Source organism: Paraburkholderia sp. MM5482-R2, assembly GCF_050436125.1.
In the GTDB taxonomy this organism is placed as follows: Bacteria; Pseudomonadota; Gammaproteobacteria; order Burkholderiales; family Burkholderiaceae; genus Paraburkholderia; species Paraburkholderia tuberum.
Genome location: NZ_JBNDLP010000003.1, coordinates 1,307,604 through 1,321,414, shown reverse-complemented (window position 1 = coordinate 1,321,414; position 13,811 = coordinate 1,307,604). Strand labels below are relative to the sequence as shown.

The 13,811-nt window shown below is 64.0% G+C and carries 5 protein-coding genes; 1 reads left to right on the top strand and 4 read right to left on the bottom strand.

All coding sequences use genetic code 11. From position 1 onward, the window contains the following. The first annotated feature begins 69 nt into the window (after positions 1–69). Entirely contained in the window at positions 70–2,247 is a 2,178-nt protein-coding gene (locus tag OKW37_RS28220; RefSeq protein ID WP_429402878.1) for a DUF4157 domain-containing protein, read from the top strand. Positions 2,248–3,448: 1,201 nt separating this feature from the next. Here OKW37_RS28220 and OKW37_RS28215 read toward each other — a convergent pair. From OKW37_RS28215 to OKW37_RS28200, 4 genes are read right to left on the bottom strand one after another with little or no spacing between them, the layout of a single operon-like run. After that, on the bottom strand, positions 3,449–6,475 hold the full coding sequence (locus OKW37_RS28215; protein WP_429402877.1) for a DUF6519 domain-containing protein: 3,027 nt from the start codon (positions 6,473–6,475) through the stop codon (positions 3,449–3,451). 35 nt (positions 6,476–6,510) lie between these two features. After that, positions 6,511–8,934: a hypothetical protein gene (locus OKW37_RS28210; protein WP_429402876.1), complete on the bottom strand. Its 2,424-nt coding sequence runs from the start codon at positions 8,932–8,934 to the stop codon at positions 6,511–6,513. After that, complete coding sequence (locus tag OKW37_RS28205; protein ID WP_429402875.1) at positions 8,931–11,324, bottom strand: baseplate J/gp47 family protein; 2,394 nt, start codon at positions 11,322–11,324, stop codon at positions 8,931–8,933. Before OKW37_RS28205 ends, OKW37_RS28210 begins: the two co-directional genes overlap by 4 nt. Continuing rightward, on the bottom strand, positions 11,321–13,810 hold the full coding sequence (locus tag OKW37_RS28200; RefSeq protein WP_429402874.1) for a hypothetical protein: 2,490 nt from the start codon (positions 13,808–13,810) through the stop codon (positions 11,321–11,323). The genes OKW37_RS28205 and OKW37_RS28200 overlap by 4 nt, the downstream gene beginning before the upstream one ends. Between the last annotated feature and the right edge of the window lies 1 nt (position 13,811).

Sequence of the window (13,811 nt, the reverse complement as noted above, 5' to 3'; positions counted from 1 at the left end):
CATGGGGCCAGAACAATTCGCCGCAGGGGGATTGCCAACGCGCTTGTATCGCCTACTGGAGGGCCAGCCATGTTTTCTTCGAAGGTTACCAAGCCGCAGACGGAGATTGCCGGAGGTTCGTCCAATGGCCTGAAGCGTGAGCGTCCAGGCTTGACGGAGCAACACCACGGCTCGGTCAAACAGGCGCTGTTGCTTCAACGAAATATAGGCAATCAGGCAACGCTGCAGCTCATGGCCAAACGGACTAGGAGGCCGACTGCAGAGACGTCCAGCCGCGATCATAGGCAAGAACTCGCTCCGCAAAACACGCCGGTCCGAGCGGTACCTTGCGACGGTTCTTCGGATTTCAGGGGAGCCCCATCGTTTCCGCCCGACCGCGCGCGCCGACTACGGTCCTCCTCCCCACTGAGCGCCTTTCGTCAGCCCAGCGTCATACAGCGGAAGCTTGTCATTGGAGCCTTCGACGACCCGCTCGAACATGAGGCAGACCTCGTCGCCGACCGGGTGATGGGCCTACCCAAGCCGAGGCCCCCGATCTCCGCCGCTCCCCGCGATATCAACCGCAAATGCTCGACGTGCGAGGAAGAGGAGAAGGCGGAGACGGTACAGCGCAAGCCGTCCCTCGCTGCCGCGGCCTCCACGCGCGAGGCGCCCGCAGGCGTAGAGCAAGCGCTTCGCTCGTCCGGCCATCCGCTCGACATCTACACGCGGACGCACTTTGAAGACCGCTTTGGCTACGACTTCTCTTCAGTGCGTGTGCACACGGACGCCGGCGCGGCGGCTTCAGCGGCTTCAATCGGGGCAGCGGCGTACACGGCCGGCGCCGACATCGTGTTCGGCGCCGGCCGATATCAGCCCGCCACGTCCGCGGGACGGCGCCTCCTCGCACATGAACTGACGCATGTCGTTCAGCAATCCTCGTCCAATCGCCTCAGCGTGTCCTTGCAATCGTCGATCGTCCGGTGCCAGGTCGATTCCGACGAATTTAAACGGGGATACGGAGACGCGCTCAAGGGAGACATCCCGCATCCTGGACCGCTCAACGTGGACGGGCTGGCAGATTACGATAGAGGTTACGAGAAAGGCCGCGACGAGTACATGGCGGGCCCGGTCGCCGCGCCGGGTCCTAGCCAGCCGGGAGCAGTCGTGGGCACCCCTGCTCGCTGTACGACGATGTTTTCCAAGGCTCGTTCGTTCCAGGAGTTGATCGACCTTGTAAGGGCCGCCGAGGCAGCACTTGTGACTTCGGGAATTACTTCGCCCAAGGATCAGATCCATGCGCTTCGCGGGCTCTTTTACGGCACACTTTGGAGCCTCGACTATTCGGTCGAGCAAAGCACGACTCGCAACGAGGGCTTTCAGCGTTTTACGCGCCCCTCTGAGGCGAACGTCGCGATGTCGACTCCGCCCGACGTCCGCTCAGCACTGGGCTGCGGTCTGTCTGACGCGCTCAAAAACAGCCAGGACATGACAGATCCGAGTGGTCGGCAAGTCGATTTTGGGCATCTCATCATTGGCCTTGACGCACGTGGTGATCCGGCCCTCTCGACCAATCTCAAGCATTCGGTGCCCGTGCCCGTCGTCGGCAGCATTGACGTGGAATTAGGCGGCACGGGCACCGAACTCGTCACGTGGCTCGGCGATCTCGGGGGCGGCGCCGCCAGCCTAGCAATTCGGCGCGTGGCCGCGCCGACCGTAAGTGTGAGCGCAGTCTTCTCGGGATCCGATTACGGCGGGTCCATCAACCTCGAAGGCGACGTCGCGGCATCGGTCGTTGCCACGAGCAATACCACCGCCGTGACGGCACCCAATATCGCGGCGGGCAAAAAGCTATCAGACGTTTTGCAAGACTATCTTTCGCCTGCCGCGCCAACGGCCACGTGGACAACGCGCGCGAGGGCATTTTTGACCATGAACGGCGGGATGGTCGACCCCTCTGGCGCTTTAACCAACCGAGCAGCGCTCATCGCGCTGTTCGCCCCCAAAATCCAGACCTTTGCGTGCGCCTATCTCGCCTCGCGGGTCAAGGACAAGCACATAAGCTTCGGCCAGGCGAAGGCCGCTGCGAATCATGTCATCCCCTGTGCTCAGGAAGTCGCTACTGCATTTGTCGATGCGTTGGATTACAGCAGCAGAACCGGAGGAAAGATCGAAGCCACACGCTTCCCTGCTGCATCGCCCGCCAGTCCCGGAGCGTGTACGACGCTGATCTATGCCGGCGGGGCAGCCTCAACGCTGGGGCTTTGAAGCCTTGAGAAATTCATAAAAGGGTTTCGCAGGGGGGTGTTGGCCAGTAATCCAACCGTGTAAATCTCGATCGTTCGAGCCACTGCTACCACCAGTGAAGCCAAGCCGCTTCAAGTATCGGGGCCGCAAGTCGGTTCCGGACCGGGCTGCGCTGACCGGCATCGTGTTAGTTTCGGTATGGGATCCCAGGCAGATAATTGGTGCGGGTCGTCTGGGATCCATGTGTCAAAGCCGCACTCCTACACGGCGGGTGGATTGTTTATATCGACCCATCCTACGCCAGCTTCCGTACCTGCAATAAAGGTCCATCTAGGTGTGGCGGTTGGGGAGGTCCAATTTTCATTACCCAAACTCACAATATAATGCCAGGCGATGTCTTGGCATACACGCTGCGCTTGCCCTCCAGCCGATGGGTCGCCCTTGACGGATGCCGTAAAATTGGCCATCGCAACATATCTAGAAAAGCCGGGCTTACCAAGACTTGTCAAAATAGGGCCCGGCGAGTCGTAGAACGCCACCACACCGGGCCCTCGGAAAATTGCTTGCGGAAGCGGATCGTCTGGGCCCGACCCTGCTGGATCGTTAAGAGCATTAGCCCAGGTGGAAGTTATTGGATTACCCGTTTTGACCCAAACTGCTTGTGGTCCGGCCCACTGAGCGGGACGAAAAACTCCAATCGTTGGAAAGGAGGTAGAGTCAAATCGAAACTGTATCTCTATGCCATAAAGAAACCCAGCGGCCGAGGGAGTCGGACCCAGTGGCTTACCAGTAAGACCAGATCCTTGGTTTAGAAAAGTCTCAATGCAAGAACCTGGTTTTGGGGTCGTTGTCTGCCCGCTATCTGCTTGAGTCGCAATGCTGTCATCTTGGGGTAGCACGCCGGTAGATCCAACATTCCCTACCCCGGCGCTCTCCTGGTCGGACTGTCTTTGTAAGATCGGTGCCTCGGCTCCGTTGGGCGAATTCCGGGTGGCCAGAAGCCGCAGTGTTGCCTGATTGCCGATCGCGCGTTGGAGATGTAGCGCATCCTCTGGCGGAGCGCGAACTGGACCACGATTCTCGACCCTAACAGGATCGCGACGCGCCATTCCGCACTGGGAAGCTTCGGCTGCCCTTAACTGTGGATCAGTGACTTTCGGAGCAAACACCGGTACCTCCTTCCGAGCCTCGGACGAACCCTGCATCTTCGCCCTCGACCACATCACCCCGTGGTGTTCATAAAATCCCAGCTCGTCGTCTGCACACCCGGCGGCACCGCGCGTGCAGGAGCGACGAACAATCCCAGATGCATGATGTTAGCCATCACCATCAACTCGTCGGCGGCGTCTGCAACGAGCAGTGCGCAAGGTAATCCGGTCGACGCAACTGCGCCGTACGCGTTCTGCGCCCCGACCTGATTGAACAGATTGCCCGTCACCAGCGTGTCGACGGCCCATAGTGCCGAAAGCGCGATAGAACTTGTGTTTGGGACGTCGACGCGGTTACCCGATACGAAGACGGTCCCCGTATCGCCGCCTTGTTGCAGCAATACAAGCAGACCGAGCACGCCGCCGGTGGAGGTGTGATCCGCTGAGTCGATTGGTGCAACGAGCGCCAGGTCGTTGTTGCGCAGCGCAATATCCGGCTCGATGGCCTCGATGTAGAGTTCGGCCTGCACACCGATGTTCTGCAGTGTGTCCAAAGCTACGACGTTCGCCTTATACGTTTCATCGTCCAGTACTGGCGCCGCACCTTGCTGATTGCCCAGCGCCGCAGCCTGTTTCACCAGCGTCGCATACGCGGCACTTCCACGCGTGGTGTAGTCCGCGACGAGCACCCTTCTCGCCTCCTTCGACATACCCACGGCGGCACCGGTGGCAGCCGAGGGTTCGGCTGGCTTCACCGCTGCGGCGGCACGGAGCTTCGTAGCATATTGCACTGCATTGGCGAGCAAGGTCGGCTGTACCGCCTGGCGTAGCAAGGACGCGACTCCGGCCTGCGCGGGCGTCTGTTGCTCCACATCGAGCGCGGCGCGCAGCATCGCCGTGTTCGAGCCGATGTCGGATTCGACGAACAGGAAACCTCCGCAACAATTCCAGGCCCGGTTGTTGTTGCAACGGATGAAGCCAAGCTGTGCGACCACGAGCGCCGCAATGGTCATGCCCGTAAAGCTATTGCCGTTGACGGTCAGGTTGTCGACCGTTATTGCGGTCGAGTTCGTATCGCCATTGGCATTAGCCGCCGGTTCGCCGGACGCGCCCGCGGGCGGCGTAATCCAGATCGCGCAGAGCAGTCGCGCGTGCGTCGGCGACGATATGCCGAGCGTTGAGCACTTGAAATCATTGTCGACGACCTTCAACCCGCCGCAACCGTTGGGCGCAAAGATGCCAGCACCGAGTGTGAGCTGCGCGTCGCCTGCCGCACCGAGCTGCGGTAGAACAAAGTCGAATTGGCAGTCCGAGATCGTCACATCCAGCACCTCGTCGACCAGCACCCCGACCAGCGTCGCCAGTGTGGGTTGCGCCTCTTGCCCGCCTCCCTGACCCGCCGGCGGCGCGGCGGGCATGACCGTCTGTACCGGCAGCGTCAGCGACAGGTCGCGCAACGTCACGTTGACGGCCTCCACCACATTGATCAGCCCTTGCCCTGCCGAGAAAGCGGCGATCGAGTTCGGATTCGCCGATAGCTGCACGCCTGCGCCGCAACCGGCCAGCGTAAAGCCGTTGTGCGCGGCCGTCAGCGTCAGCGGGGCATCGAGCAGGTAACTGCCGGGCAACAGGTTCAGCGACTGGTGCTTGCTGGCCAGCGCGTCGGCGACCGCTTGCAGACCTCCGCTCGCGATCACCTCGTCGGGGCCCAGCGTAATGCCGCAGCCGCACGTCTGGCTCGCATTGCCGGTCAATGGCACGAACGGTATCCGACAGTCCGCGAGCACGGTCCCTTTGCGCTCGCGTTGCGCAGCGCCGATGACGGCGAGGTCGCAAAGCCAGCGGCGTGGTCCGTCGGACAGTTGCGGCGCTTCGAGGTAGCGCTGCGGGTATACCTGCTGTGGAGTGTTAGGACGCACCGCGAATTGCCAGAAAGGCCTGGCGTGCAATGGGCCCTTCGGCAACGGTGCATTCATTTGCACGGTGACCGCCAGTCCGGACACCGTATCGAGCTGTGCAGGCTGAGCGTTCGTGAACTCGACCTGAGCCTGCCAGAGCCGCACGAAGAGCGGGTTCTTGTCTGCCTGGTAGCTCGAGGGGAGCGTCGTGTTGGTCGGCAGCGTCAACTGATTGCTGTCCGGGTCGAACACAGTGCCGCCAGCCAGCGTGACGACTTCCCCTTCAGGCGCAGCGATATAGTTCTGGTCGTCTGCATCGCCGAGCACAGACGTCGTGCGCAACACCTCCACGACGAGCCCTGCCTTCGGCATGTGAGCCGTATCAACGGGCGCCGGACTCAGCGTAAGGATCTGCGGATTCGCACTCGGGTCGACGAGGCTCGCACGATACAGGAACGACGCATTGTTCCATCCCCAAAGCAGATTGCCGGTGTTCGTCGTCGGATCATAGTCGAGCACAGTGACCCGCACGAGTTGATTGTCGGCCCCCAGGTAGCCCCCCTGCGCGGGCGGGCAGCATGGATCGGCCGGTGCCGTCGGCGGGTAGAAGCTCACTTTGAGCTGCGCGGTGAAAGTCAGCGCAAGCGTGTGGGGATCGAGCGCGAGCCCCACTCCTCCAAGTGTCTGCGCAAACGCCTGCGCTGCGTCGGCGCAGGTAGTCGCCCGCGTGGGAATCTGCACGAAATGTTGCATCAGCCGCATGCGCGCCGCCGTGTCCGGGCCACCCAGCGCCACCTCGCGCAGCGCCTGGTCCTCGACTGCCGAGACGCTCTGTTCGATCACCAGCAAAGCCACCAGCGCCTCGCGCTGTCCCTCGGCGGCTGGTGCGGGCGGCTGGTCGAGCCAGTCCGGCTGGTTGCCGAGCTCGACCCCCGGTACCGCGAGTTGCAGGCGCCACCCGCCCACGTACATGATGCCCGGGCCTACCGCAAACTGGCCGTTCGAGTCGATGGACACCTGATAGCCATGGTCGGGCGTGCCAGCCGGCCCGACCATGTCGATGGTCTCCAGTCGTAGCGCCTCACTCATCAGCGTGGTCTGCTCGTTGATGTCCGCTTCGAGCGTGACGCGGCCCTGCTGCGCGATCACCATGCGGTAGTCGCGAGTCGAATCGAAACTGATGCGTGCGCGATCGCTTCCCACGTTTGCTCCCCTTGAGGACCGTTCGCCCGGGCGCCCTAATCCACGTCGATCCAGACCGGCATCTGGCCGACTGGCGCATATTCATCGAATTTCAGCGTCAAACCACGCCGCTTGAGCGCGACACTTTCCAAGCAGTACACGCCCAACTCCGAGCCGTTCTGCGCGCCCTCGAGAATGGTCTCGCCCGCGGCGCTTCCTTCCGAACAGCAATGGGTCGCGCCCGAGGCGGGCGTCAGGATGAAGGCGTCCGCGTCGCCGCGCAGTCGCGCGTATTCTGGGCGCCCAAACGCGCGCGTCACGAACAACGCAGCTCGCGGCCCGACCTGCACCGACCGGTACGGCTGATGCAAATTGCTGCCGCTCGCAAATGCCGTAAAGCGTACGCAGCCGTGTTGCGCGTCTTCCACCATCGCCACGTCGTCGAGAATGCTCTCCGATGCCTGCAACCGATGCGTGTGTGTCGGCCCGAGGATCGTGCAGCGAGACAGCGTCACAGTGCCTTCGGAGAAGCCGAGTGCCAGATCCGCGAGCGCAAGCGGCCACGCGGCTTCCGCCTGTGACTGGCTGAAGGCGGTGATCGCCGCCGTCATCGCCTGCACGATCGCAGCCGATGGAGCCGAGCCCAACGTGTATTGCTCGAGCGCGGCGGCCAGCGTCGGTGACGATTCGACCGCCGTGATCGCGAGCGCGTTCGAGCGGGACTTCAGCGAGGCAGCGAGGCTCGCAGGATCGAAGATCACCGGGTTCTGCATCGGCGCGCTGGGCGTCACCGCGTGCGTTGCGATCGACTGCACGATGCTGTCGGTGATGGTCAACGTCTCGATCGCACCGCCATTCCTCGACCGGATCGGCCCCGTGATCGAGCGCTCCAGCACCAGCTGCGTGACTTCACCCTCGATCCACAGCGTCGAGGGCCGCAACGCGAGTCCGTCGATCGCCGCGCCGAACCATTGAGGCTCGACACCGGCAGTGCCCGGATCGATCGTCATCATCCGCAGGTACACCGTGTCGAAACTTCCGCGCAGCACGACATCGGCGCCCTGCAGCCAGATTCCTTGCAGGATGAGAACAGTCCGCGTGCCGCTACCGCCACCACTCGCCGCATTACCCTCGATCACCCAGCTCGCCGGCGTGCCTGTCGTCCAACGCAGCACAGGTCGCTGCCCGCTTGCGGCGCATATCGCTACCGTGCGACCCTGCGGCACCGAGAGTGACTGCACGGGCCCCGCGTAGGTCAGCGTATCCATGATCCGGAGCGTCGCGTCCGCCGTCACGGCGGCGAGCGCGGCGTCGAGCCCGGTGCCGCCCGAAAGCGCCGTGGCCGGTTCCGGCAACGGCAGCTGCGTCAAATTCTCCTCCTTGTATCCGCCCGCGCCGATTTCGGATAGCGATCCAAAATGATAGGACGTGGTCAGGAAACCTTCGGGAGCACCATTGGGGAAACTGAAGCGGCCGGTACTGGGATGGATCAACAGCGTCGTCTGCGGCACCGGCGCGCTCGTGCCGCCTGCCAGCAAGCCCACTGAGAATGCAACGTCATACAGCAATCCGGGCGCGGTTTGCCGCGCCATCTGCCATAGCGTCTCGCGAATCGCCACCGGCAATTGCCACTCGTCGGGCGACACCCAATTCTCGCCCCACGCGGCCGAAGTGGAGCTCGCCGCGCGTTGCGACGGCGCGAACAGCGCGATGTCCCGCCCGGAGGGGTCGAACGTGAAGCACGCATTCGCCGCGCTGCTCTTTACCGGCGTCGCAGCCACGATCGGGAACGCCTGCAGCCACCACAGAAACACCCCGAGATGACGAATGTTGTACCAGCCCAAGCTCTGTCCGCCCTGACGCAGATCGGCGGTGTACGCATACTCATCGAACGCGGTGCCGGTATTGCTCGCGCCGTAAGCGTTGCGCAGGTCCGCGAAACCACCGGCGGGCGTGCCGCTGTACGCGCTGATCAGCCCCTGCGCCACCTGCAACGCCGTGCCCGTATATCCCGCCGGCCCGTTGACCGGGTTTTCGATCTGGTAGCTGATCGGTGGGTCGAACTGGTGGCGCGTGCGGCCCAGTCTGCGAAAGAACTCGACCACCCTCGCGTCGCGCGATGCGATATCGGCGGCGAGCTCCTCCAGCACGCCCACGGTCCCCGCGCGCCGCCGATAGTAGATCGTTTTCGCGACGTCGATGCGTTGCGCCGCGGCGTCGAGGCAGCTCACGAGGCGCGTCGCTACGAGGTCGCCGATATACGGAATCGCCCAGTCGTCACACGTCTCGATCGACTGATTTTCGCTGAGGCGGTCGATGTTGCGCCGGACGACCGCCGCCTGCGCGCCGATGCGGTTCACGATCTCGCGCAACGGTCCGGCCGCGTCCGGCGCCGGACCGAGGTCGAGTGTCCGATAGATCGCCGGCAGGAGGTTCCATAGGCGCAGGGCGTACCACTGCGCGTATCCGTCGTCGATCATGACTGTGCCTCCGTGTTGAGGAACAGATCGGCGCTCGCCAGAGAAAAGAACGCGCCCTCACCGGGTAGGTGCTGCGGTCCTGGGTCCACCTGGTCGTTGAACACGAAGCTGCACGACTGGATCGCCACCACGCCACTTACGGCGAGGCATGCGGCGTCGATGCGACTGTCGAACAGCGCTTGACCGATCCCGAGAGACGGGGGCGAAAAGAGTCCAGTAAGCGGATCGCACAGCGCCGTCGTCACCGACGATTCGATCGCGCCGGAATCCATCCCGGCGGTGACGAGCAGGCCGAGAGTCAGTGTCACCGTAATCGCGGTGGCCTCGCGCACGAAAACCGGTCGGTTCGGATCACCGGCTGCGACGAGCACGGTCTGCACCGAGGTGGCGACGTTCGTTGCTCCAGCAACATAGACGACCACACCCGCGCGCTGGTTGCTGGCGTCCCATGACCAAACCGCCGTCGCCATCGACACGCCAGGCGCCTGCGCGGCCAGTGCCTGGTAGTCGAGCACGGACACCGCGCGCCCGAATGTGAGCACCGAGCGTGGCGCGTAGGTCCTCAGCAGCGACGGCGGGTCCGGGTCGCTACCACCACTCACCGCGACCGGATTCACCACGGATTGCAGGCCCGGACAGCTCTGGGCGATCACGGTCAGCTTGCCCGCGGGCGGGGACGCCGCGCCAGCGCCGACGCGGTAGGTTGCGACGACGTTGTTGGTGCCGGTCGGCAGCCGCGCACCGTTGTTGACCCCGTCGCCAAAATCGATGTGTGTGATTTGCTGCGCGTCCTCGCGCGTCACGAACACCTGCGCATCGACCGGCTGCCCATAGAAGCTCTCGACTTCCGTCCAGGGCTGGCCGTCTACCGTCAGCGAAATCGTGCTCGCATAAGTCGAACCGCTCATCAGATAAGTGACCGGCGACTTCGCGAGCGTGAAGCTCTGCCCGGCCATCGAGGCCTTGCCGCTGCCGACGATCTCGTTGACGACCGTCTTGCCGCAGGTGACGGCTAGCAGGTTATAAAACACGTCGATTGGAGGCTGCAGGCCGGGCGACAAGGGGACGGCCGTCGTCGTCGGCCAGTTGACGCTGAGGCTCGTGCCGCCCGTCTGATTCACCGTCGCGGCAGCGCCCGTGCCGTTCACATCCTGCAGCAGTACCGGCGCCGACGCAGCGGGTGCGAACTGCATGGGTTGCACGGCCTGCAGGACGCCTTGTCCGTCCCAAGCGGCCGGCGGCTGGTCCACCAGGGTGCCGACCTCCACCCAGCCGAACAGGACACTGACCGAAGCGAGCGATGACGGAACGTTGGACAACCCTGGATCGAGCGTCAGTTGAGTGTGCAGAATCGGAATAGGCGACGCCTCGGACCCCAGACCGAGCGCCGAACCTCCAGTCTGCGCGTCGCCCAGCACGTCGCTCACCTGCTGAACCTGGGCTAGCTGCAATACGGTCTGCCCGGCGGTCAGCAAGACCCAGTCGCCTGCCTGGATCTGGCGCACGAGTGTCGCCAGCTGGATCACGGTATTGCCCTGTCCGCTCAGGGTGCCTGAATTGACCGTCCATAGCGCGGCTCGCTGATTTGCCTGCAGGAGCCGCGCGTTTGCCGCGCTCAATCCCTGAGGTGGCGTTCCAGTAAAACTCAGCTGCGTCTGCTTTAGACCGCCCGCAACGGTCAGAAAAGAGGGCGCCGCGTTCAATGTAATAGGTGCCGCTGCCGTCGTGTCGTCGCGCGTGCCCAGCAGCAGAATCGCACCTTGGCTCAGGGACTTCACGGTGCCTTGCAGGAGCACGCTATACACGTTGGCGGCAGACTGGGCGACGAGGTTTTGCGGCGGCAACGCGATCACGCGATCAGGTGTGCCGATCGGCGTTGCGGCAGTCAGCTCGAAAGTCTGCGGTGCAGCTCCCGGCCCCGGCTTGCTCTGGAACTGCAGCCCCGCAGGCAGCGTGACGGTCTTGCCCGTGAGCAGGCTCGGTGACACGAGCGCCGCGAGCGTGCCGGTCGCGCCAATGGCCGGCCGCGGCCGGTAGCCGAGTAGCCGGATCAGCTCGGCTGGCGTTTCCGGTAGCAAAGCGGTGCGCAGGTAATCCTCGTTGGCGATGCGCTCGTTGTAAAACGTGAGGATGTCGGCGAGATAGGCCCACCACTCCATCATCATCACCGCGAGATCTACCGCGGACGGGTCCGAACCTGCCCCCGAGCGCCAGGCTACCAGCGACTGCTCGAGCGGCGCCTGGCCCGACGGGGCCAGCAACGGCGTCAGAAGCGCGCGCCGGAAGTCGTTGAAGTCCCCCGCGCGAAATCCGATCTGCGCGAGACCCGGCAAATTGGTGAGCGGCGCCGCAGCGGCGCCGTCGCATGGGCAAACCGCTACTGTGCTCATCTTTCCCCCATCGCGTTCACCCGGATCGTTCCATGCTCGGGGAAGTCCGGGTTGTTCTCGACGCGCAGGATCTCATCCGGTCCCACTTCGAACACATCGGGCAGCGGCTGAAACACCTCGGTTGCGCCGCGCCGCCGATACTCCACAGTCAGCACCCCGCTCACGCCTGCCACGCCCTGAATGGCCGCCTCCAGACTGCTGCGATACAGCGGCGTGCCGAAAGTGAAGCTGTCCGCGTAGAAGAACCCCGCGCTGCCGCCCGTCTGCGAGGCGTCGGCCAGCCTGCTGAGGACCGCCCGCTCCACATCGCTGCCAAGCCACCCCATCTGAACGCAGATGGTGATCACCAGATCGATCGACACCAGCGTCGGCGGCGGCGCATACGACTCGTAGCCAGCCAGCCTCCTGCGGTTCAGCAACTCGATCAGTTCGATCTCCTCAGTGAGCGTCGCACTCGAGCCGCTCGTGCCGTTCGCCTTTGGATCGACGGTCGTGAACACGGTCAACCAGCTTCCAGTCCAACGAAACGACGTTCCGGCTTTCAATACCCACGGCAATGTCTGCGCGGCGGCCTGGTAGTCTTCCGGGCGCACTGCCCGATACTGGACCGCGCGAAACGCCTGCGGCGCCATGCGTTGGATCCGTTGCACCGTCTCCGCGTCCGCTCCGTTCGTCACGTCGAACGGATTGCGCACGCCGCTCAGATATACACGCGCGCTGACGTCGACGCTGCAAACCGCGTCCGCCACGACATTGCCTGCCGCGCCCAGACCTAGGCGGTACTGCACGTCGAACACATCCCCATCGTTCGGCGCGGCGCCGAAGGTTCCGTCGCCGAAACGCAGCGTGTCGCCCACGTCGCCGTCGTACTCCCACTGGCACGCGACGCCCTGCGCGTTGGCCGCGACCACGCGCCACGCAGCTGGATCGACGGTGTAGCTCGTCTCCGTGGCGCTCGCATCGAGCAAGCTGGTTGCAAACGTGAACGGCTGCGGCTCGGGCAAGCGGCGGCTCACCGCCAGCTCCGGGAGTGCCGTCACGATGTCTGGGTCGACCACCGTGCCTGCCGCTTCGCCGGACCCGGGCATCAGCCAGGTCAGCCGTGGATTCGCCCCTGTGGACAATGTGGCGAGCGAAGCCAGCGCCGACATCGAAGCCGGCTGCGCGTTCGAGAGTGGATAGCGGATGATCCAGTTCGGCTGCACATCCGTCGCATTCGGCCCCCGCCGCGCGATCGCGACGGGCAACGTCACGGCGGCGGCCGGCGCGGTCCCCACCACGAACGCCTCGCCGAACCGCTGGCCCTGGGTGGCCGGCAGCAGATTGCCTCCAATCTGCGTCCTGGTCAGGTCGTGGTCGCGATTCAACGCTTCAGACGCCGCCCAGGTGATTCGGGTCACCGGCGTATTGCTGCCGGGGGTCGGAAAGATAGCGTCGACGGCCTCTGTGCTCGATATGACGTGGACTACTTCACGGATGCTTTCGCCGGGTAGATCTGTCTGGATCAGCAGTGCCGTACCCAGCTGCCCTGGCGACGGGCTCACGAATCCGAGCCCGTGCCCCTGCAGCCACATCCCCGTCGACCCGCATGCAAGGCAGCGCTGGCTGTCGTCGAACCAGTAAGGCTGCAACTGTCCGAAGTTCCATTTCTGCGACACCGGATACGCGGCGGTGTCCGCGAGACCGGTACCGATCTCGAACGGCACCACGACGCCATCCGGACGTGTCGCGCTGATCAATGCGCCGGGCGGCACCGTCGTTCCCACCACGTTGCATTGCACGGTCGTCACTGCCGACAATAGCGGTCGCGGCTCATAATCGACCAGCCGCGCCATGCTGACGAGCGATCTGCGTTGCGTCGCTCCGAGCAGCGTCGCCTCCGCCGCCACGCGATCCTGTAGATAGCTCAACTCGTCGGCGAGCGCACACAAGGCCTCCATGAACATCACGCCAAAGTCCGCCTCCGAGCGCTCCTGCCACGCAGGATAAAGTTGGGCAGAAAAATCGCTCAGTGCCTGCCTGAAACTCTGAAAGTCCTTCGCCGTATAGTCGATCGCCGGCAACGGCGGCTCCGGCCCGGTGCAGCACGGCGCGCTCGCGGCACAGTCGAAATCCGCTGGACAGAGCACCTTGAACGAGAACGTCGTGCTCTGGTAGGACGGATCGAGCGGTGCGCCGGTGATCGTCAGCGTATAGGTCGAGAAGTCGCCGGCCTCGCTCACCTTCACCGCGAGTATCGGCCGGCCATCCGCGTCGACGCTCCAGCCGGTTGCGTTGTCGACCGGATGCACCGTGATTCCCTGGATGCGGTCGCCGCCGACGATGGTGACTGCGATGCCCGCCGTGGCAACCGGCACCGCGTTCAGGAAATGGACGTAGAGCGTCGTCGCATCCACCGCCATGAGCTCGACAAAATCGATGCCGTTCCATTCGGTCGATTCGATGACCTGCACCAGGCGGTTGCGCGGTTCACTAAGCGTCGTCATC